This is a genomic window from Neohoeflea coraliihabitans, assembly GCF_019334345.1.
GTDB lineage: Bacteria > Pseudomonadota > Alphaproteobacteria > Rhizobiales > Rhizobiaceae > Pseudohoeflea > Pseudohoeflea coraliihabitans.
Genome location: NZ_JAHWQX010000002.1, coordinates 165295 through 186495, shown reverse-complemented (window position 1 = coordinate 186495; position 21201 = coordinate 165295). Strand labels below are relative to the sequence as shown.

The following is a 21201-nucleotide window of genomic DNA, read 5'->3' as shown; positions in this document are numbered from 1 at the left end:
CCCGCGTTCCGTCCCGCTGAAAGTTTTCATGAAGATCGATCCACTGACACCGGCCATCTTTGTTCTTCTGTGGTCGACCGGCTGGGTCGTCGCGAAATTTGCCGCTCCGCACGCCGACCCCCTGACCTTCCTCTCGGCGCGCTATGCTGCCGCCATCGTCGCCTTCGCCATCGTCATTGCCATCGTGCGGCTCAGGCAGCGGCAGCCGCAGCCGCAACCGCGCCTTGCCTGGAAACATGCCATTTTCTCAGGCGTTTTTCTGCACGGCCTGTATCTCGGCGGCGTGTGGTGGGCGATCGCCGAGGGCGTGCCGGCGTCCATTTCCGGCCTGATTGCCGCGCTACAACCCCTTCTGACCGCCGCCATTGCGCCGTTCATCGTCGGCGAACGGCTGCGCCCCTCGCAGACCGCTGGCGTGGTCCTCGGCTTTCTGGGTCTCGCACTGGCCATCCTGCCCGGCTTGCTGGCGCTGGATCCGGTCGCCCTGCGCGGCCAGCTCGTGCCGTTGCTCGTTAACATACTCGGCATGATGGCGGTGACGGCCGGCACGATTTACCAGAAGCGGCATCTGCAACAGGGTGATCTGCGCTCCATCGCGCTCCTGCAATATGTCGGGGCGCTCGCCGTCACCTTGCCGATTGCCTTCTGGCTCGAGGACATGCGCTTTGATGTCAACATCCAGTCGATCCTGGCGCTGCTCTGGTCGGTGCTGGGCCTGTCCCTGGTGTCAGTTGCGCTTCTGCTTTACCTGATCCGGCGCGGCCAGGTCTCGCGCGCCGCTTCGCTCGTCTATCTCGTTCCTCCGGCTGTCGCCGTGCAAAGCTGGCTGTATTTCGGTGACCCGCTGACCCCGCCAATGCTGGCCGGGACGGTGATCGTCGTGTTCGGCGTCTGGCTGACCAATCGGCGTCCCCCGTTGCGGGCATGAAGGCAGCGCATGGCGCGCTCGGTCTGCCTGCTTGCGACCCCACATTTCAGTGCTCGGCAACCTTGGTGACGCATCTCGCCGGATTACCACTTATGGTTAACACTTTTTTGAAATCTGCTGGCTAGTTTGATGGGGCTTCGACTTTACAATCCGGTGGATGCAACGTGCACAAAATTTCCAAGCCTGAAGAACTTGAGGCGGTCTGCGCCGCGGTCCATGCCAGCTCGCAGCCGGCCTATGTCAAGGATTCCGAGCTGCGCTACATCGCCGTCAATGACAGCTATGCGGCCCTGTGGGATCTGACGCCGGACACGCTGGTCGGAACCCAGAGTCACCACCATTTTGAAGCCGTGGAACACAATGACCGCGATGAGAAGGAGCGGCGCTGCCTCGTCTTTCGCATGGATCAGGTCGCCTTCTTCGCGCATCCTTTGAAAGACCAGCGTTTTCGCATCGCAATCCGCCGCCACTGCTCCAACGATGGTCAACCCTATATCGCCGGGGAATTTAGGCCTCTCGCGGCCCTGCATCGCACGTTCGATCAAGCCTCCCTGTCAGCCGATAGTGTTGAAGCGACCGATGTGCCGGCACTGGTCACCGACGAGACGGTCGACATTTCGCCCGAACGACAGGACAGTTCTCCCCTGGGCAAGAGTGATCCCCTGGCCAACAACCTGCTCCGCGCCGTGCTTGAAGCGCTTCCGACCCCGACCCTGATCAAGGACGAGAACTTCCGCTACTTGTTCGGCAACAACGCCTTCTGCACCTTGGTCGGTTACGACGCCGACGAATTGATCGGCAAGGACGACTTCGAGCTGTTTGGCGGACCGGCCGAATCCATCCGCCAATCCGACCGCCGCGTGATGCAGACCGGCAAGCCGAGCTCGATCGAGTTCGAGATCAATGCGCCGGAAGGCGGGACGCTGGCTTTCACTGGTCACAAGAGCCGCTGCCGCACCCCCGATGGACGCACCTTCCTCGTCGGCTCGACGATGGACATCACCCGGCTGCGCGAGCGCGAGCAGGAACTGATGCTGGCGCGCGAGGCAGGCGAAAATGCCAATGCGATCCTCGCAGGAGCGGCCGATGCCATGGCTCAGGGCCTGTTTGTCATCGCCGCTGGCAAGACGCAGCTGGTCAACCAGAAATTTCTCGATCTGCTGAATGTGCCGCCGGAGCTGATGATGTCCGGCCGCAGCTGGCGCGATTTTCTTGACCACTGCGTTGAGCGCGGCGACTTCCAGGGCGCCGTCGGCGAGGAAACGGTCCGCCAGATCGTCGCCAGCGTCGAGGAGGGCAGCAGCTACACGCTCGAGCGTCAGACGGCTGATGGACAGTGGCTGCGGATCGATGCCCAGCCGGCCGGCAATGACACGATGATCCTGACCTACACCGACATCACGGACCACATGGAGCGACAGCGCGAACTCAACCGGTTGCTCGAGAAAGCCGAAGCGGCCGATCGGGCGAAGTCGGAATTTCTTGCCACGATGAGCCATGAGATCAGAACACCGATGAACGGAGTCATCGGAATGGCGGAACTTCTGTCCCGCACGCCGCTGGACCAGCGCCAGAAGACATTCACGAATGTCATTGTCAAATCCGGTGCGACGTTGCTTGCCATCATCAATGACATTCTCGATTTCTCGCGCATCGAAGCCGGTCAGCTGGTGCTGGAAAATCAAAGCTTCGACCTGCGCGAGGCCATCGAGGATGTCGCTGCCATGACCGCGGCGCGCGCTGCCGAGAAGGACGTCGAACTGATCGTCAGCATCCATCCGGGTCTCGATTGCCTGGTCGTCGGCGATCAGGGTCGCCTGCACCAGATTCTCACCAACCTTGTCGGAAACGCCGTCAAGTTCACCGAGGTTGGCCATGTGGTGATCGAAATGACCGGTGAGAGAACCGGCGACCACCTGGCGGTCAGGCTGGCTGTTCGCGATACCGGGATCGGCATCCCGAAGTCCAAACTCGCCACGATCTTTGAAAAGTTTTCGCAGGTTGACGGCACCTCGACGCGGCGCCACGAGGGAACCGGCCTCGGCCTTGCGATCACCTCGCGCCTCGTCGCCATGATGGGCGGCTCGATTGAAGTGGAGAGCAGTCCTGGCGAAGGCTCGACCTTCACGATTTGCCTCGACTTGCCGGTCGATCCGGCTCAACCCTTACCCAAGCCGCTGCCCGTTGATGTCAAAGGGGCAAGAATCCTGGTGATCGACGACAATGCGGTCAACAGGCAGATCCTGTCGGAACAACTCTACGCCTGGGGTTTTGATGCCTGCGCCGCCAGTTCCGGCGACGAAGGCGCGCGGGTCATCGATGCGGCGGCGCAGCGCGGCATTACCGTCGATGCGGTAATCGTTGATTATCACATGCCACAGCTCAATGGTGCTGATGTGGTGCGGGGGATCAGGCAATTCGATGGAGCCGATGATCTGCCGGTCATCATGCTGACATCGATGGATCCAAAGACGGTCGAGCCCGATTTTGCGCGCCTGTCGATCCAGGCGACGCTGATGAAGCCGGCGCGGTCGTCGTTGCTGCGTGAAACGGTTGTCAACGTCCTGCAGAACTCCGTGCGTTTTCGCGCCGGCGCTCCCCTCCGCCAGATTTCGAAGTCCGAAAACGATCATGCCCGCCCGGAATCCGTTGAGCCGGCAGCAATGCCAGAGGGCGACGAGATGGCGCAGATGCGCGCCACGGAGCCGGCAACCCCGCGGCCCGGCGATCCGCAATTCGCCAACGCATCCCGGCAGAACGGTGCGCTGACCATTCTTGTAGCCGAGGACAATGAGGTCAATCAGATCGTCTTCAGCCGCATCCTGGAGGAAATGAACATCCCGTTCCGCATCGTGGCGAATGGCCGGGAGGCCATCGCCTGCTGGCGCGAGGATAACCCGCAGATGATTTTGATGGACGTCTCCATGCCGGTGATGAACGGGCACGAAGCCACCGCGGCCATCCGCGAGATCGAGGCGGAAAATAACGTCGCCCGACGCACGCCGATCATCGGCGTGACGGCCCATGCGCTGGACGGCGACCGCGAACGCTGCATCGCCGCCGGTATGGATGATTATCTGCCCAAGCCGATCAGCCCGGAGAAACTGGAGGAAAAGATCGCCGAATGGCTGCCTTCCGGGACGCTGCACGAGACCGCACACGGCAATGGTACTGCCGGATAGCGCTTCAGGCGATCAGCCGGCCGGCACTCATATCGCGCTTGCTGCCAAAGCCCGGTCGCTTCTCGACGCTAAAGCCGGCTTCCTGGAGATTGCGCCGCACCCAGCCAGCCGCCGTGTAGGTGGCAAAGCTGCCGCCCGGTTGCGTATGCTGCGCCACCTGCTGCATCAGCGGCAGCGACCACATCTCGGGATTGCGCGCCGGTGCGAACCCGTCGAGATACCAGGCATCCGCCATCCCCTCCCAGCCGGCCAGCCGCTCCAGCGCGGCGCCGATCTTCACCTCGAGCCGCACCGGCCCGAATGTCAGCGCCACGTCGCCCGCCACCCGGTCGTCCCAGTGCTGTACCAAGGTCCTGGCATCTTCGGTCAGCTCCGGCCACGCCGACAGCGCCCGGACGATCTCGTCACCCCGCAAGGGATATTGCTCGAAGCTGACGAACTGCAGCTGCGCTCCGCCCGGGGCGACGCCGCGCCAGTGCCGCCAGGTCTCGATGAAGTTCAATCCGGTGCCGAAGCCGGTCTCGGCGACGGTGAAGCGCTGGCCGTCGCGCGCCGGATCGCCCCAGCGCTGCGGCAGGTCATTGCCGTTGATGAACACATGTTCGCACTCAGCCCGGCCATCGGCGCGAGCGTAAAAATGATCGCCAAACTGCGGCGAATAGGGCATATCACCCGAATGCCAGATGATCCCCGGCGCAGCGTGATCGCCGTCTTCGCCCTCGCGCTTTGCGCTTTTGTCCCTGTCGGTGCTGTCAACACTCATGCCGACAGCCGTTAACCAGCTTGGCTCTGCCGGTCAACTGACCGCCGACCTGATCATCCTCGGCGGCGGCGTCGCCGGCTGCTGGGTCGCGCTCAAGGCGCTCGATGCCGGTCTCTCGGTCACGATGGTCGAGCGCGATGCGATCGGCGCCGGGGCGTCCGGCGGATTTCTCGGGGCGTTGATGCCGCATATGCCCGAACGCTGGGATGATAAGAAGGCTTTCCAGTTCGCAGCGCTTGCAGCTCTGTCCGAAGAAACCGATAGCCTTTCGGCGCGCACCGGCAAGGGCACCGGTTATGCCCGGACCGGCCGGCTGGTGCCGCTGGCAACGCCGCGCCAGCGGGAAGCCGCCAGGGCGCGGAGCCAGGCGGCGGAAACCTCGTGGGGCTGGGCCTTCTCCTACCGCATCCGCGATGCCGAAGACCACGCCGGCTGGCTCGACCCGGCTGCAGCGCCTGAAGGTCTGGCCTTTGATGATCTGTCCGCCCGCCTGATGCCGTCCCGCCTGCTTTCGGCGCTGGCTGCCGCCCTTGCCGCGCATCCCCGGTTCAGCCTGGTGCGCGCCGAAGGGCTCAGGATCGCTCAGAGCGCGCAAGCCACAGTTGAGCTAGCCGACGGTACGCATCTGTCCGCCTCGCACCTGGTTTGCGCCAACGGCATCGACGCGTTTCCTCTTGCCGCCCGCGTCCTCGGCTTGCCGCTTGGCGCGATGGGGGGAGGGGTCAAGGGCCAGGCCGCCCTGCTGCGCCCGACAGCGCTTCCGGCCTCGGCCTGCACTTTGCCGCTTCTGTATCGCGACGGGATCTATGTCATCGCGCATGCCGACGGCACGCTGGCGGTCGGTTCCACCTCCGAAACCGCCTTTGCGCATCCCGACCGGACAGACGAGAAGCTTGAGCTGGTGCTCGCCAGCGCTGCCGAATTGTGTCCGCCACTGCGCGGCGCGGAGATCCTCGCGCGCTGGGCCGGCGTCCGGCCGCGTCCCGCAGGGCGCGATCCGATGCTCGGACCGCTGCCCGGAACCGAACGGCTCTTGATGTGTGCCGGGGGCTACAAGATCACATTCGGCATCGCCCATCGCATGGCCGATGCCGTGCTGGCCGCGATCGGCGTTGCCGACGGACCGGATATCCCGTCCTCCTTTCTGCCGGTCGCGCATTACGAAAAGGCGCGCAGCCGTCTGGGCGGCTGAGCAGCCCGCAGGGCGGGCTTCGCTCCCGCCGCGACGGCCGTCCAAACAAGTGCAAACATGGCGAGGGCACTCGACAATCGTTTTTCCGCTGCTAGGCTTTTCGCCATCCTGTTCCGGAGCGTTTCATGAGCGAGCCACACTATCCGCGCGACCTCGTCGGCTACGGCCGCCGCCTGCCCGATGCCGATTGGCCGGATGGCGCGCATCTCGCCGTGCAATTCGTGCTCAATTACGAGGAGGGGGGCGAAAGCTGCATTCTTGACGGCGATCCGGCGTCCGAAAGCCTGCTCTCCGAGATCGTCGGCGCCCAGCCCTGGCCGGGCCAGCGCAATCTCAATATGGAATCGCTGTATGAATATGGCGCCCGCGCCGGTTTCTGGCGCCTGTGGCGCCTGTTCACCGAACGCAAGATGCCGCTGACCGTCTACGGCGTCGCCCTGGCCCTGGCGCGCAACCCGGAAGCCGTCGCGGCGATGAAGGAGGCCGACTGGGAAATCGCCAGCCACGGTTTGCGCTGGCTTGAATACAAGGATTTTCCCAGGGAGATCGAGCGTCAGCATATTGCCGACTGCGTCCGCATCCACACCGAGATCACCGGCTCGCGGCCCCTCGGGATCTACCAGGGCAAGCCCTCGGAAAACACCCTGGACCTGATCATGGAGGAGGGCGGCTTCACCTATTCCGCTGATTCCTACGCCGATGATCTGCCCTATTGGCTGTCCGGCCCGAACGGCCCGCATCTGATCGTGCCTTACACCCTCGATGCCAACGACATGCGTTTTGCCACGCCGCAAGGCTTCAATACCGGCGATCAGTTCTTCACCTATCTCAAGGACAGTTTTGACTGCCTGATGGCCGAGGGCGCCGCCGGCAGTCCGAAAATGATGTCGATCGGCCTGCATTGCCGGATTGTCGGCCGACCGGGGCGGGCACAGGCCCTGGCGCGCTTTCTCGATTATGTCGCCTCTCACGACAAGGCCTGGGTCACCCGCCGCATCGACATCGCCGAGCATTGGCGCCGCCGCCACCCGCCGACAAAGGATGCCGCCTGATGACCCGAGATGATTTCATCCGCCGTTTCGGCGGTGTGTTCGAACATTCCCCCTTCATCGCCGAGCGGGCCTGGGATCAGGGTTTGATCGATCAGCCCCTGCAGGCCGAGGCGGTCCACAAGGCACTCTGCGCCGTGTTTCGCGATGCCGATGCCGAGCAACGCCTGAAGGTGCTGCGCGCCCACCCCGATCTCGCCGGACGTCTGGCCATGGCCGGTGGCCTGACCGAGGAATCGAAATCCGAGCAGGCGGGAGCGGGGCTCGACCGTCTCACCGCCAGCGAACATGCCCGCTTCACGGAGCTCAATGAACGCTATGTGACGGAGTTCGGCTTTCCCTTCATCATCGCCGTCAAGGGGCATGACAAGCACTCCATCCTGGCGGAATTTGAACGCCGCATCACCAACCCTGTCGACACGGAGTTTGCGGTGGCCTGTGGTGAGGTCGAGAAAATCGCCGGTTTTCGCATCTTCGATCTGCTGGCCGGACAGGGAGCAAGCGGATGAGCGACCTTGTGCTCGAGCCGCTGACCGCCGACGCCTTTGCGCCTTTCGGCACGGTGATCAGCGTTGAGGGCGCCGAGCGGCGGCTGATCAACAACGGCACCACCGAGCGCTTCCATGCGCTGGCCATGGCCGACACCGAGATGCAGGGCGGGCGCACGATCTTGTCGATTTTCCGCGGCCAGCCGCGGCAATTTCCCTATGCGGTCACGATGATGGAGCGTCACCCTCTCGGCAGCCAGGCGTTCGTGCCCCTGTCGCCTCGGCCGTGGATTGCTGTCGTGGCGCCCGATCGCGATGGCCGTCCCGGCGCCCCGCGGGCTTTTTACGTGTCTGGCGCAACTGGCCTGCAATATGGCCGCAATGTCTGGCATCATCCGCTGATCGCGGTCGGCGCGGCCAGCGATTTTCTGGTTGTCGATCGCGAAGGTCCGGGCGACAATCTCGAAGAGGCGACTTATGCCGAGCCATTCCGGCTGCCGGCCTCCTCGCTCGAGGAGCATTAGATTGGCGCCGTGATGCGCCGGGAGGGGATCTGACCATGAGCAACGAAAAGCAGAGCGAGGGGCGTCTGACGACGCATGTGCTTGATACCGCACGCGGCTGCCCGGCCGCCGGTATCCAGATCGAGTTGTTTCGTCTGGAAGATGGCGAGTGGGTCTCGATACGCACCGTCACGACCAATTATGATGGGCGGGTCGACGGCGCCCTGCTTTTGGGGACGGAAATGCGCATCGGCACCTATCGGCTGGTGTTCCATGCCGGCGACTACCTGCGCGACAATGGCGATGATTTGCCGGACCCGGCCTTTCTCGATGTCATCCCGATCCGCTTCGGGATCGCGGATCGCAACAGCCATTATCATGTGCCGCTGCTGCTCTCGCCCTACGGCTATTCAACCTATCGCGGCAGCTGAAGCATGCCTTAAAAAAAGCAAAAAGCCGCGTGGCAGTACATCCGTGCTCACGCGACCTTCACGGCTCAAAGGCCGTTGCTGTTAAACAGCTTGCGCCCGAATGGTTAACAACAAGTTAAGACAGTGATGTGACGGTGAGGCCTATGGCGCGCGGTCCGGATGGCTTGCCTCGCCGGCAACATAAACCTCCGCCACGGCGCGGTCATCGCCCATGGTCTGCAGCAGAAACAGTTCCTCCTCGAGCGACAGATCATCCCGGTCGCGGGAAGCCATGGCCGGCGTGGCACTGCGGTCGAGGACGATGATATCCGCATCCGAGCCCGGCTCGAGCGTCCCGATCCGCTCGACCAGACCGAGCGCCTCGGCATTGCCGCGCGTCGCCCACCAGAAACTTTCGATCGGCGACAGGCGGTTCTTCTGCAACTGCTGGATCTTGTAGGCTTCATCGAGCGTGCGCAGCATGGAATAGCTGGTGCCACCGCCAATATCCGTGGCGATGGCCACACGCACCTGTTGCCGGTCGAGCCGGGCGAGATCAAACAGGCCCGAGCCGAGAAAGAGATTGGATGTCGGGCAATGCACGGCGATCGCGCCTGCCTCGACAATCGCGCCGATCTCGCGATCTGACAGATGAATGGCGTGCCCGAGAAGGGTTTTTGGCCCGAGCAGACCATAGCGGCCATAGACATCCGTGTAGTCACGCGCTTCCGGATAAAGATCCATCGTCAGCGCGATCTCGGCATCATTCTCCGACAGATGCGTCTGGATGTGCAGATCGGGATATTCGCGCGCCAGCGTGCCGGCCACTTCCATCTGCTGAGGCGTCGAGGTGATTGCGAACCGCGGCGTGATCGCCACCAGCGCACGCCCCTTGCCGTGCCAGCGTTCGATCGCATCGCGCGTTTCCGAATAGGCCTTTTCAGGCGTATCGGTGAGAGCCTCCGGCGCATTGCGATCCATCATCACCTTGCCGCCGATCATCAACAGGTTGCGCTTTGCCGCTTCCGTGAAATAGGCGTCGACCGAGGCCGGATGCACCGAGCAGAAGGCACTGGCGGTTGTGGTGCCATGCCGCAACAGATGGTCGAAGAACTGTTCGGCAATCCGCGCTCCATATGCCGCATCGCTGAACCGCTGTTCCTCGACAAAGGTGAACGTATTCAGCCATTCCAGAAGATTGGCGGCGTAGGATGCGACAATGCCAACCTGCGGAAAGTGAATATGCGGGTCGATGAATCCGGGCAGCAGCAGCTTGTCGCCATGGTCGATGACGCGCGCATCGGCGGGCGCCTTTTCGCTGACCTGGTCATGGCGGCCGCTTGCCGCGATCCGTCCATCGACGATCAGAATGGCGCCCTGTTCCTCGTAGCGATAGCTGCCGGCATCGTCACGCCCCTGCGGACGGGCCGTGAATGTCAGCGTGCGCCCGCGCAGGATGGTCGCGATCATTGTCCCGTGCCTGCGACAGACGTCTCGTACCAGGAGACGATCAGGCCGCGTTCCTCCGGGCTGATAGCGGTGATGTTGCCGGGCGGCATGGCGTGGCTGCGCCCCGCCTGCAGATAGATGTCGCGCGCCTGCAGGGCGATCTCGTCAGCGGTTTCAAGCCGCACACCCTTCGGCGCCCGGGCAATCCCTTCCCACACCGGTTCCGCCGCATGACACATCGAGCAGCGCCCGGTCACCGTTTCGCTCACCGCCTCGAAATGCGCGTTCTCGGCAAAGCGCTGAAAGCGCTCGGGCAGGGCGGCGCCGGCATCGTCGGCAACCGGGCGCGGCACCGTCGACAGCCACATGATGACGATGAAGAGGATGGCCGTCGCCGGCCAGGTCCAGAGCGGTTTGCCGGCGCGCGCATGCCGGGTGTTGAACCAGTGCCGGATGGTCACCCCCATCAGAAAGACCAGCGAGGCGATGATCCAGTTGTACTGCGAGGCGAACGCCAGCGGATAGTGGTTCGACAGCATCAGGAAGATCACCGGCAGCGTCAGGTAATTGTTGTGGGTCGAGCGCTGCTTGGCGATCTTGCCGTATTTCGGGTCCGGTGTGCGCCCGGCGATCAGGTCGGCAACGACGATGCGCTGATTGGGAATGATGATATGCGCCACATTGGCGGTCATGATCGTCGCCGTGAAAGCGCCGAGATGCAAAAGCGCCGCGCGGCCGGTGAACACCTGCACGTAGAAATAGGACATCGCCACAAGCACGCCGAACAACAGCACCATCAGCCCGGTGGCGTGGTTACCGAGTGGCGACTTGCACAAGAGATCGTAGATGATCCAGCCGCCGACGATCGAGGCGATCGAGATCGCCACCGCCATCCACACCGGCATGTCCAGCTTTTCCGGGTCGATCAGATACAGATCGGCGCCGGCGTAGTAGACGACCCACAACAGCGCAAAGCCGGAAATCCAGGTCATGTAGGATTCCCATTTGAACCAGGTCAGATGCTCGGGCATCTGTTTCGGCGCCACGAGATATTTCTGGATGTGGTAGAAGCCGCCGCCATGCACCTGCCATTCCTCGCCGAAGGCGCCTTCCGGCAGTCCCGGACGCTGCGTCAGCCCCAGGTCCAGCGCGATGAAATAGAACGAAGAGCCAATCCAGGCGATAGCCGTGATGACGTGTAGCCATCGCACCCCGAAGGCCATCCATTCCCACGCGATCGCGTATTCATACATATCTCAGATCCCCCTCAAGAACGGCCGTCCCGCCGCGCGACGCATAATGCTTGAGCGCGCTGCGAATGGAAAGAGACACCCGCAACACTGACGCCCGACGCGCCCGAACCTGCAATGCTCAGGCGGCAATGCTCAGCCGGGGGCGCTCAGAAGCGCCATCAGTTCGGCGGCCACCGTCACGGCGATGACTTCCGGCCGCTTGTCCTCGATCTTGCTGCCGATCGGGCATGTCAGCCGCGCGAGCCCCGCCGCATCATGTCCGGCGCGCCGGTACTGGCTGGCAAATGTCGCCCGCTTGGTCTTCGAGCCGATCATCCCGACATAGGCGAGATCAGGCCGCGCCAATGCGGCTTCGACGATCAGGAAATCCAGGGCATGATCATGTGTCAGAACGATCACCGCGCCGCCCGGCGCGATCGCCGGCACGAGGCTTTCGGGCATCGCCACCAGATGACGTTCGGCGCCCTCGGGGGCCAGGGCCAGTTCGTCGCTGCGGGTTTCCACCAGATGCGGCTGCACCGGCAGCAGCGAAAGAGTGGCCACCAGCGCCCGGCCAACATGCCCGCCGCCGAAGATCCACACTTGCGGATCGCGCGCCGCCTCGTCTGCCACCAGCCGTTCCACCGCTGCCAGATCGCTGCGGTGATGGCGGAAGGACAGGGCCACCCGGCCGCCGCAACACTGACCGATTTCCGGTCCGAGCGGCAGCGTCATATTGGTCTCCGTCGCTTCTCCCTTCAGCAGGGCGCGCGCCCGCGCGATCGCCTCCATCTCCAGCCGGCCACCACCGATCGTCCCGAAAAAGGCATCCTGCGACACGGCCATGAAGGCCCCGGCCTCGCGCGGCGTCGAGCCCTCGGCCGTCTCGACCTTGACGACGATCAGGCCTGCATCCCCCGCTGTTTCCGCAAAGGCGCGAAATGCCGCAAGCCGCGGGCTCATGCTCTCAACCGCCCGCTTTCAGCCGCTCGACCGCCATCAGGACGCGCTCCGGGGTGGCCGGCGCGTCCAGCCGCGGGCATACTCGGTAGTCGCCGATCGACGCCACCGCCATCGACAGCGCTTCAAGCACCGAGACCGGCAGCATGAAGGGCGGCTCGCCAACCGCCTTCGAACGGCGGATGGCGCGTTTCCTGTTTTCCGACCACTCGGCAAGCTTGACATTGAAGATGCGCGGGCGGTCCGAGGCGAGCGGAATCTTGTAGGTCGATGGCGCGTGCGTGCGCAGCCGCCCCTTGTCATCCCACCAGAGTTCCTCGGTGGTCAGCCAGCCCATGCCCTGAATGAAGGCACCCTCGATCTGGCCCTTGTCGATCGCCGGGTTGAGCGAGCGGCCGACATCGTGGAGCACGTCGACGCGGTCAACGCGATATTCGCCGGTCAGCGTGTCGATCGACACTTCCGACACCGCGGCGCCATAGGCGAAATAATAGAACGGTTGACCGCGGCCGGTTTGCCTGTCCCAGTGGATCTCCGGCGTCTTGTAGAAACCCGCCGCCGACAGCTGCACGCGGCCGATATAGGCCTGCTCGATGAACTCGGCGAACGTAAAGGTCTGGTTGCCGATCCGCACCCGGTTCGGCTCGAACACGACCATGTCCTTGGCCACCGAATATTTCTCTGCGGCGAAGTCGATCAGCCGGTCCTTGATCTGGTTGGCCGCGTCGGCCGCAGCCATGGCGTTCAGATCGGTGCCCGACGAGGCCGCTGTCGCCGAGGTGTTCGGCACCTTGCCGGTCGATGTGGCGGTGATCTTGATGGTCGCGAAATCGACCTGGAATTCCTCCGCCAGCGCCTGCGCCACCTTGGTGTTCAGCCCCTGGCCCATTTCCGTGCCGCCGTGGTTCAGATGGATCGAGCCATCGCGGTAGACATGCACCAGCGCTCCGGCCTGATTGTACCAGGTCGCCGTGAAGGAAATGCCGAATTTCACCGGCGTCAGCGCGATGCCCTTGCGGATAACCGGGCTGTTCTTGTTGAAGGCGATGATCGCCTTGCGCCGCGCCTGGTAGTCCGAACTCTCCTCCAGCTCGGAAATGATCCGCTCGATGATGTTGTCTTCGACCGTCTGGTGATAGGGCGTGACGTTGCGTCCGGCCTCACCGTAGAAATTGGCCTTGCGAATATCCAGCGGATCGCGGCCCAGCTGATAGGCGATCTCTTCGATGATCCGCTCGGCGCCAAGCAGGCCTTGCGGACCGCCAAAGCCGCGAAACGCGGTATTCGAAACCGTGTGCGTCATCAACGGCCGCGAGCGCAGCCGCACATCCTCGTAGAAATAGCAATTGTCGGCATGAAACAGCGCCCGGTCAGTCACCGGGCCCGAAAGGTCCGACGAGTAGCCGCAGCGCGCCGAGAATGTCGCATCGACCGCCCCGATGCGCCCGTCGTCATCATAGCCGACATCGTAGGCGACGTGGAAATCATGCCGCTTGCCGGTGATCGTCATGTCGTCGTCGCGGTCCGGGCGGATTTTCACCGGAAAGCCGGTGCGCTTGGCGGCGATCGCCGCCAGGCAGGCAAACTGATTGGCCTGGGTTTCCTTGCCACCGAACCCGCCGCCCATGCGCCGCACCTGCACCGTCACCGCGTTTGACGGAACGCCGAGCGCATGCCCGACCATGTGCTGGATCTCGCTCGGATGCTGCGTCGACGACCACACGGTGATCTCATCATCCTCGCCGGGCACCGCCATGGCGATCTGGCCCTCGAGATAGAAATGATCCTGGCCGCCGATATGCATCTCGCCGCTCAGCCGCCGCGGCGCCTTCTCAAGTCCGGCCTCGACATCGCCGCGCTGCAGGGTGAGCGGCGGGCACACATCGGGATGCCCGGCCTCCATCGCCGCTTTGACATCGGTGGCAAAGGGCAGGTCCTCATAGCTGATATCGGCCAGTTGCGCCGCCCGCCGTGCCGCGTTGCGGGTCTTGGCGATCACCGCAAACACCGGCTGGCCGTAGAACTTCACCTCGCCCGACGCCAGGATCGGCTCGTCATTCAGCCCGGCCGGCGAGATATCATTGACGCCCGGAACATCATCGGCCGTCAGCACCGCGACGACACCCGGCGCATCGCGCACCCGCGACAGCTCAAGGGCCGTGATCCTCGCATGCGCCCGGGCGCTGAGCCCGAGATAGCCGTGCAGCGTGCCGGCAGCCTCCGGCATGTCATCGATATAGATCGCTGCGCCGGTAACGTGCTTGCTGGCCGAATCATGCTCGCGATTCGTATGCGCCCCGCCGATAATCTTCTCTGCCGTGCTGTCGGGTTGAAATGACTTGTTCATTCGCCTGCCTCCAGCACCATTCTTTCTCCGTCGGATACAAGCCGTGCCGGCGCGCCGCTGGTCTCCAGAAACAGCCGGGTCAGAAGGTTCTGCGCCGCGCGCATCCGGTAGGCGCTCGATGCCCGCCAGTCCGAAAGCGGCTGATAATCGGCCTCCATCGCCCCCTGCGCTGCCTGGATGCTCGACCACGACCAATTCTGGCCGATCAGGCTCTCCTCCGTCTTCGCCGCCCGTTTCGGTGTGCCGGCCATGCCGCCGAAGGCAATGCGTGCCGCACTGACCCGGTTCGCGCCGTCGAGCGTGATCAGGAAAGCCCCGCACAGCGCCGAGATATCCTCGTCGCGCCGCTTGGAGATCTTGTAGACGGCAAAATGCGCGCCCTCGGGCGGGGCCGGGACGAACACGCTTTCGACGAATTCACCGGGCCGGCGGTCCTGCTTGCCATACTCGATGTAAAAAGCCTCGAGCGGCAGCGTTCGCCGCTCCTCCCCCATGCGCAGGGTCACCACCGCGCCAAGCGCGATCAGCGGCGGCGGCGTGTCGCCGATCGGCGAGCCATTGGCGATGTTGCCGCCCACGGTGCCCATATTGCGCACCTGCGCACCACCGATGCGATCCCACAATTCGCCGAGCGGCGCCGCCAGTTGCGCCAGCGCAGCGCGCGTCGCGGTGTAGCTGGCACCGGCCCCGATGCGCAATCCGCCATCCTCGCTCTCGATCGACTTCAGGTCGGGAAGGTGAGAGATGTGGATGCACGGCGCAATGCTTCGCATTTGCTTCGTCACCCACAGGCCGACATCGGTGGCACCGGCGACCAGCGTCGCCTCTGGATGCTCGGCGTAAATCTGCGCCAGATCGTCGACATCGGCCGGCACGAAGCTCATGCCCTCCGAATGGTTGATCTCGATGCGCGCCCCGTCGACCAGCGCTGAAAGCCGCGCCGTTGTCGTTCCGACTTCGGCGGTCAGGCGGTCATTGGCTTCGCTCGGTTCGACCTTCGCCGCTGCGAGCGCGGCCTTGACGATCGGCTCGTAGCCCGTACAGCGGCACAGATTGCCCTGCAGCGCGCGATCGACATCGTCGCCATCCGGCGCCGGGTCATTCAGCCACAAGGCATGCATCGAGGCGACAAAGCCCGGTGTGCAGAAACCGCATTGCGACCCATGATGGTCGACCATGGCCTGCTGCACCGGGCTGAGCTGTCCGTCCGGTTGGCTCAGATGCTCGACCGTCACCACGTGCGTCGCATCGAGCGCGCCGACGAAACAGATGCAGGCATTGACGCTCTCATAGGCCAGCATGCCATCGATCAGCCGGCCGACCAGCACCGTGCAGGCCCCGCAATCCCCTTCGGCGCAGCCTTCCTTGGTTCCGGTCAGCCGGCGCTCGTTGCGCAGCCAGTCGAGCAAGGTCAGATCGGGCGGGAACCGGTCCAGCGTGACCGCCTCGTCGTTGAGAAGCAGACGAACCGATCTGCGTATTAAAGGCTGCATGTGACCCCCCGGCGTTACGTTAACAGGCAAGCCTAACGCAGCTTTCGGTGCGGCGAAAGCCTATTCTCCGGCGATGATCTACCGCATCCGGTCGCCGTCGACGGCAGGTGTGCCGGGCGCCCCGGGCAGCCGCAGATAGCGGTTCGCCAGGTCGGCGGTCGAACGCACGCCGATTGCCTCTCGATTCTCCGACAGCCAGTCATCGGCGGCCTGCCGTCCACGATCCCTGAGGTCTGTGAGGAAGTTCCACGACACGTCGAATTTGGTCGCCACCGACAGATCGCTCAGCACGTCATCGGCGCCGACCGAGTGCACCAGCACGTTGCGCAGCCGGTCCTTGTGGCTGTCCTTCAGCCAGCCTTCCTCGATCATCCGCGAGACAAAATTGATCGACCGCAATTCGGCGATCAGCGAGGAATTGAAGGAAATCTCGTTGATGCGGTTCATGATGTCCGGCGCCGACATCGGCACTTCATCGCGCTCCATCGGATTGATGTGCACGATCAGCACGTCCCGGCTGTCGCACTGGTAGAAAAACGGAAACAGCGACGGATTGCCCATATAGCCGCCATCCCAGAAGTGCTCGCCATCGATCTCCACCGCCTTGAACAGGAACGGCAGACAGGCCGAAGCCATCACCACGTCGAGACTGAGTTCCTCGGTATCGAACACCCGCACGCGGCCGCTGCGCACATTTGTGGCGCTGATGAACAGTTTCATCTCGCCGTGCCGGGACAGGCGGTCGAAGTCGACGCATTGCGCGACGATGTCGCGCAGTGGATTGAGATTGAACCAGTTGAACTCGTAGGGCGAAAAGGTGCGCGACAGCGCATCGAAGGCGCGATAGCTCGCTGCCGCGATCATCTCGCCGCCCGGCACCAGGGCTTGCGGCAGCGTCGGCAGCGGCGACCACACCGTACCGGCCTGGCTGGAGCTTTGCCAGAAATCGGCCAGCGCCCGCTGCGCCCCCGAGCGGCCGCCCTCCAGCCAGCCATGCGCCAGCAGGACCGCGTTGACGGCGCCCGCGCTCGTGCCCGACAGGCCTTCGAAGGCCAGTTTTTCCTCATCAAGCAGGCGGTCGAGGACCCCCCAGGTGAAGGCGCCGTGTGCGCCCCCGCCCTGCAGTGCCAGATTGACTGTCTTGGTGGTCATCGCGACCTCCTCAATGGGCGGTCCAGCCGCCGTCGATCACCTGTGCCGAGCCGGTGATCTGCGCCGCGGCATCGCTGGCCAGAAACAGGGCCAGTGCGGCGATCTGCTCCACCTGCACGAACTGCTTTGTCGGCTGCGCCTCGAGTATCACCTTCTGCACGACCTCCTCTTCCGACATCCCGCGTGCCTTGGCCGTGTCGGCGATCTGGTCGCGCACCAGCGGCGTCTCCACATAGCCCGGGCAGATGGCATTGGCGGTGATGCCGGATTCCGCCGCTTCCAGCGCCACTGTCTTGACCAGGCCGAGCAGCCCGTGCTTCGCCGCCACATAGGCGCTCTTGTAGGGAGAAGCGACCAGCGCATGCGCCGAGGCCATCGCGATGATCCGCCCGTGCTGGCGCTTTTTCATGCCCGGAAGCGCAGCCCGGATGAGGTGAAACGCCGAGGTCAGATTGATGCCGATGATCGCGTCCCATTTCGCCACCGGGAAACTGTCGATCTTTTCCACATGCTGAATGCCGGCATTCGGAATCACCACATCAACCGAGCCGAATCGCTGCTCGGCACCCGAGACCAGGGCGGCGATCTCATCGGGGGCCAGCATGTTTGCGCCGTCAAAATGAACCTCACCCTGGCCCAGCTTGCTGAGCGCCTGGCGTTTTTCTTCGATCTCGGCCGCATCGCCCAGGCCGTTGATCACCACATTGAAGTCTTTGCGGGCAAATTCCGCGGCAATTCCATAGCCGATGCCGCTGGTCGATCCGGTGATCAGCGCCGTTCGTCTGGCCGACATTGGGTCTGACTGCATGGCTCATGTCCTTTCCATGGTGCATTGCACAATAATTAACGAGTCAAATAGCAACCGCCCGTGAAGTTCAAGCGGCACGGCCGATATTGTCGCGGTTGCGCAGCGCCGGGTTTGCGTCAGCACTTGCCAGGCGCGGCGTTTGACGGCAGGAACGTCACCGGCATGTGCCGCAAGGAGCAGATCCCGCCAATGCTGCGATCATCCCCATCCCGCGACGACCGCGCGCAGGTCCCCGGCGATGCGTTCCCCTGGACCATCGCGCTGGCCGGGGCCTTGTGCATGGCGGTGGTCATGGGGCTGGGGCGCTTCTTCTACACCCCCGTTCTTCCGGCGATGATGAGCGATCTTGAGATGGGACCGGCCGATGCCGGCTTCATCGCATCGGCCAATTATCTTGGCTACCTGCTCGGCTCCTTCGCGGCCGCCTATGGCTGGGCCGAGGGCATAGAACGGCGCATGGTTCTATTCGGGCTGGCCATGACAGCGGCGCTGCTGGCGTTGATGGGCCTCGGCTCGGACGTCATGGTCCTCTCCCTTGTCCGCCTGCTGGCTGGAATTGTCAGTGCTCTCGTCATGGTCTTTTCAACGGCGCTGGTGCTCTCCGCCGGTCCGGTCAGCCGCCGCGACGACGTGCAGTCATCCCACTTCGGCGGCGTTGGCATCGGTATCGCCGGATCGGCGCTGCTATTCGCCGCGCTGATCTACGCCGGCGGGGGCTGGCGCACCGCCTGGTTCGCGGCGGCAGTGCTGGCTCTGCTCAGCATTCTGCCTGTGGCCCGATATCTGCCCTCGCGCGTGTTGCGGCAGGGCACCTCGCACAGGGAGCCGCGGCTTGTCTGGACGCCGCGCCTGATCGCTTTGATGCTCGCCTATGGGATCTTCGGTTTCGGCTATATCGTCACGGCGACCTTTCTCGTTGCCATTGTCCGCGAAGCGGGCGGCAGCAGCAGCTTCGAAATTCTCGTCTGGCTCGTCACGGGCCTCGCCGGCGTGCCGTCTGTGGCATTGGGCGCCCTGGCGGCACGGCGCTTTGGCAAGGTGCGCACGATCGTTTGGGCCTGCCTGATCGAGGCGGTCGGCGTCACCGCCAGCGTTCTGCTACCGCTCCCTGCCGGTCCGCTGATCGGCGGGGTGATGCTCGGCGGCACGTTTATTCTGATCACCGCGCAAGGCCTGCAGGCCAGTCGCATCCTCGCGCCGGAAAGCCCGCGCCGCGTGCTGGCGACCATGACGGTGGCGTTCAGCATCGGCCAGATCCTCGGCCCCCTCGTTGCCGGCGGCCTTGCCCAATTGACCGGCAATTACGTTCTTGCCAGTCTTTCGGCGGTTGCGGCGCTGCTCATGTCTGCGGCCCTTTACGCAGCCGGATTGCGCGACGCGGATGTCGCAGTTGGACGGTCCTGACCCCGGGTCCTGCTCCCGCCCGGTTTTCCACAGCCCATACAACGCCTGCGCCCATGTCGCAAAAGGCGCTGTTTCATGGTAGGACAGCCGAAGAAACGGTCAGTTCATTTTAACATGGAGCTAATCGTTCGGCCGAGAGAGTTCCGTTGCGGGGCGGGCAGTTCTCGGCATCGAAATCGCGAAGTCACACAGTTCGAACAGGGGGTCGCCATGGCGAACGAACCAATTACCGAACCAGCCACCAGCCTGGAGGTTGATACCGACTTCGAGGCGGGGCAGGACAATGTCCAGGTTCTCGGCCTCGATATTCACAACCCGGTCTTCTTCATCTCGGCGGTTGTCATCGTCGCTTTCGTCATTCTGACGCTGATGTTCGGTCAGACGGCGACCGACTTTTTCGCCTGGCTGCGCCCGGCGATGACCAACACGTTTGATTGGCCCCTGCTGCTGGCGGGCAATCTGTTCGTGTTGTTTGCTCTCTTGCTTGTCGTCACCCCGCTCGGCTCGATCCGCCTCGGCGGTATCGATGCCCGGCCCGATTTCGGCTATCTCGCCTGGTTCTCGATGCTTTTTGCCGCCGGCATGGGCATCGGCCTGATGTTCTTCGGTGTCTCCGAGCCGCTGTCTCACTATGCCAGTTCCATTGGCGGTGTGGTCGTCGAGAACGGCGCGCGCACCGACTGGGCGCCGCTGGCCGGCGCGGCCGGCGATGCCGAGGCGGCGCGGCTCAACGCCATGGCCGCAACGATCTTCCATTGGGGCGCGCATCCCTGGGCAATCTACGCCGTGGTAGGGCTGGCACTCGCCTTCTTCTCCTATAATCGCGGCCTGCCGCTGACCTTGCGCTCAGCCTTCTATCCGCTGCTGGGAGAACGCATCTGGGGCTGGCCCGGCCACATCATCGATACCCTGGCGGTTTTTGCCACGCTGTTCGGTCTCGCCACCTCGCTCGGCTTTGGTGCCGAGCAGGCCCTGTCCGGCCTCAACTTCCTCTTCGGCGTGCCGATCACCGGCACCGCCAAGGTGGTGCTGATCCTGTTCATCACGGCGATCGCTCTTGGCTCGGTTGTCGCCGGTCTCGATGCCGGCGTGAAGCGGCTGTCGGAACTCAACATGATCCTGGCGCTACTGCTGCTCGGATTCATCTTCATCGCCGGACCGACGGCGGTGATCGCAACCGGCATTCTCGACAACACCGTGGCCTATGTGAAGGAAATCCTGCCGCTCTCCAATCCGTTCGGGCGGGAAGACACCAACTTCATGCAGGGATGGACCGCCTTCTACTGGGCCTGGTGGATTTCCTGGTCGCCCTTTGTCGGCATGTTCATTGCCCGCGTGTCGCGCGGACGCACAGTGCGCGAGTTCATCACCTGCGTGCTGATCGTCCCGACCGTCGTGTCGATCATCTGGATGTCGACCTTCGGCGGTTCGGCAATCAATCAGGTCATCGCGCAGGGCAACGAGGCTGTGAAGGACGCGCCGCAGGCAGTGATGCTGTTCGAGATGCTTCGCGCCTATCCCATGACGCAGATCGCCTCCTTCATCGGCATCGTGCTGGTGATGGTGTTCTTCGTCACATCCTCTGATTCCGGATCGCTGGTCATCGACACCATCACCGCCGGTGGCATCCCGAATCCGCCGGTTGCCCAGCGGGTGTTCTGGGCCACGTTCGAGGGCGTTGTCGCCATCGTGCTGCTGATCGGCGGCGGGCTTGGCGCGCTGCAGGCGGCGGCGGTGACCACCGGCGTGCCTTTCGCGCTGCTCCTGGTGATTATGATCTGGTCTGTCTACAAGGGGCTGAGCGAGGAGCACCGGTTCCTCAAGAACAACTGACCAGCGGC

The 21201-nt window shown here is 63.8% G+C and carries 17 protein-coding genes; 9 read left to right on the top strand and 8 right to left on the bottom strand.

Annotation, left to right across the window (positions count from 1 at the left end):
• Nucleotides 1–28: 28 nt before the first annotated feature.
• Nucleotides 29–928 carry a DMT family transporter gene (locus KY465_RS06915; protein WP_219200956.1) on the top strand — a complete coding sequence of 300 codons (900 nt, stop codon included), beginning with the start codon at nucleotides 29–31 and terminating at the stop codon, nucleotides 926–928.
• A gap of 164 nt (nucleotides 929–1092) precedes the next feature.
• A complete protein-coding gene (locus tag KY465_RS06910) occupies nucleotides 1093–4110 on the top strand; it encodes a PAS domain-containing hybrid sensor histidine kinase/response regulator (RefSeq protein ID WP_219200955.1) in 3018 nt (1005 codons plus the stop codon).
• 4 nt (nucleotides 4111–4114) lie between these two features.
• Here KY465_RS06910 and mnmC2 read toward each other — a convergent pair whose 3' ends face one another.
• On the bottom strand, nucleotides 4115–4873 hold the full coding sequence (gene mnmC2 / locus KY465_RS06905) for a tRNA (5-methylaminomethyl-2-thiouridine)(34)-methyltransferase MnmC2 (protein WP_219200954.1): 759 nt from the start codon (nucleotides 4871–4873) through the stop codon (nucleotides 4115–4117).
• Between mnmC2 and KY465_RS06900 the strand changes: the two genes are divergently transcribed.
• The 5 genes from KY465_RS06900 (at nucleotide 4872) to uraH (ending at nucleotide 8536) form a co-directional block, all read left to right on the top strand.
• Complete coding sequence (locus KY465_RS06900) at nucleotides 4872–6065, top strand: NAD(P)/FAD-dependent oxidoreductase (RefSeq protein ID WP_219200953.1); 1194 nt, start codon at nucleotides 4872–4874, stop codon at nucleotides 6063–6065. The two genes, mnmC2 and KY465_RS06900, sit on opposite strands and share 2 nt — an antisense overlap.
• 125 nt (nucleotides 6066–6190) lie before the next feature.
• Nucleotides 6191–7117, top strand: coding sequence for an allantoinase PuuE (puuE, locus tag KY465_RS06895; protein WP_219200952.1), 927 nt, complete (start codon nucleotides 6191–6193; stop codon nucleotides 7115–7117).
• Nucleotides 7114–7623: a 2-oxo-4-hydroxy-4-carboxy-5-ureidoimidazoline decarboxylase gene (gene uraD / locus KY465_RS06890; RefSeq protein WP_219201708.1), complete on the top strand. Its 510-nt coding sequence runs from the start codon at nucleotides 7114–7116 to the stop codon at nucleotides 7621–7623. Before puuE ends, uraD begins: the two co-directional genes overlap by 4 nt.
• On the top strand, nucleotides 7620–8126 hold the full coding sequence (locus tag KY465_RS06885; RefSeq protein WP_219200951.1) for an ureidoglycolate lyase: 507 nt from the start codon (nucleotides 7620–7622) through the stop codon (nucleotides 8124–8126). Before uraD ends, KY465_RS06885 begins: the two co-directional genes overlap by 4 nt.
• Before the next feature lie 35 nt (nucleotides 8127–8161).
• Nucleotides 8162–8536, top strand: coding sequence for a hydroxyisourate hydrolase (gene uraH, locus KY465_RS06880; RefSeq protein ID WP_219200950.1), 375 nt, complete (start codon nucleotides 8162–8164; stop codon nucleotides 8534–8536).
• A 141-nt stretch (nucleotides 8537–8677) separates the two neighbouring features.
• Here uraH and guaD read toward each other — a convergent pair whose 3' ends face one another.
• From guaD to KY465_RS06845, 7 genes are all read right to left on the bottom strand, one after another.
• Nucleotides 8678–9985, bottom strand: a complete 1308-nt coding sequence (guaD, locus tag KY465_RS06875) for a guanine deaminase (RefSeq protein ID WP_219200949.1) — start codon at nucleotides 9983–9985, stop codon at nucleotides 8678–8680.
• A complete protein-coding gene (locus tag KY465_RS06870) occupies nucleotides 9982–11217 on the bottom strand; it encodes a urate hydroxylase PuuD (protein ID WP_219200948.1) in 1236 nt (411 codons plus the stop codon). Before KY465_RS06870 ends, guaD begins: the two co-directional genes overlap by 4 nt.
• Before the next feature lie 132 nt (nucleotides 11218–11349).
• Nucleotides 11350–12159, bottom strand: coding sequence for a xanthine dehydrogenase accessory protein XdhC (gene xdhC / locus KY465_RS06865; RefSeq protein WP_219200947.1), 810 nt, complete (start codon nucleotides 12157–12159; stop codon nucleotides 11350–11352).
• 4 nt (nucleotides 12160–12163) lie between these two features.
• Complete coding sequence (gene xdhB, locus KY465_RS06860) at nucleotides 12164–14503, bottom strand: xanthine dehydrogenase molybdopterin binding subunit (RefSeq protein WP_219200946.1); 2340 nt, start codon at nucleotides 14501–14503, stop codon at nucleotides 12164–12166.
• Entirely contained in the window at nucleotides 14500–15996 is a 1497-nt protein-coding gene (xdhA, locus tag KY465_RS06855; protein WP_255561513.1) for a xanthine dehydrogenase small subunit, read from the bottom strand. The genes xdhB and xdhA overlap by 4 nt, the downstream gene beginning before the upstream one ends.
• A 78-nt stretch (nucleotides 15997–16074) precedes the next feature.
• Nucleotides 16075–17148, bottom strand: coding sequence for a patatin-like phospholipase family protein (locus tag KY465_RS06850; RefSeq protein WP_219200945.1), 1074 nt, complete (start codon nucleotides 17146–17148; stop codon nucleotides 16075–16077).
• Between the two features lie 10 nt (nucleotides 17149–17158).
• On the bottom strand, nucleotides 17159–17956 hold the full coding sequence (locus KY465_RS06845; RefSeq protein ID WP_428982954.1) for a 3-hydroxybutyrate dehydrogenase: 798 nt from the start codon (nucleotides 17954–17956) through the stop codon (nucleotides 17159–17161).
• Nucleotides 17957–18145: 189 nt separating this feature from the next.
• Between KY465_RS06845 and KY465_RS06840 the strand changes: the two genes are divergently transcribed.
• A complete protein-coding gene (locus KY465_RS06840) occupies nucleotides 18146–19360 on the top strand; it encodes a YbfB/YjiJ family MFS transporter (protein ID WP_219200944.1) in 1215 nt (404 codons plus the stop codon).
• Between the two features lie 210 nt (nucleotides 19361–19570).
• Complete coding sequence (locus tag KY465_RS06835; RefSeq protein ID WP_219200943.1) at nucleotides 19571–21193, top strand: BCCT family transporter; 1623 nt, start codon at nucleotides 19571–19573, stop codon at nucleotides 21191–21193.
• Nucleotides 21194–21201: the final 8 nt, after the last annotated feature.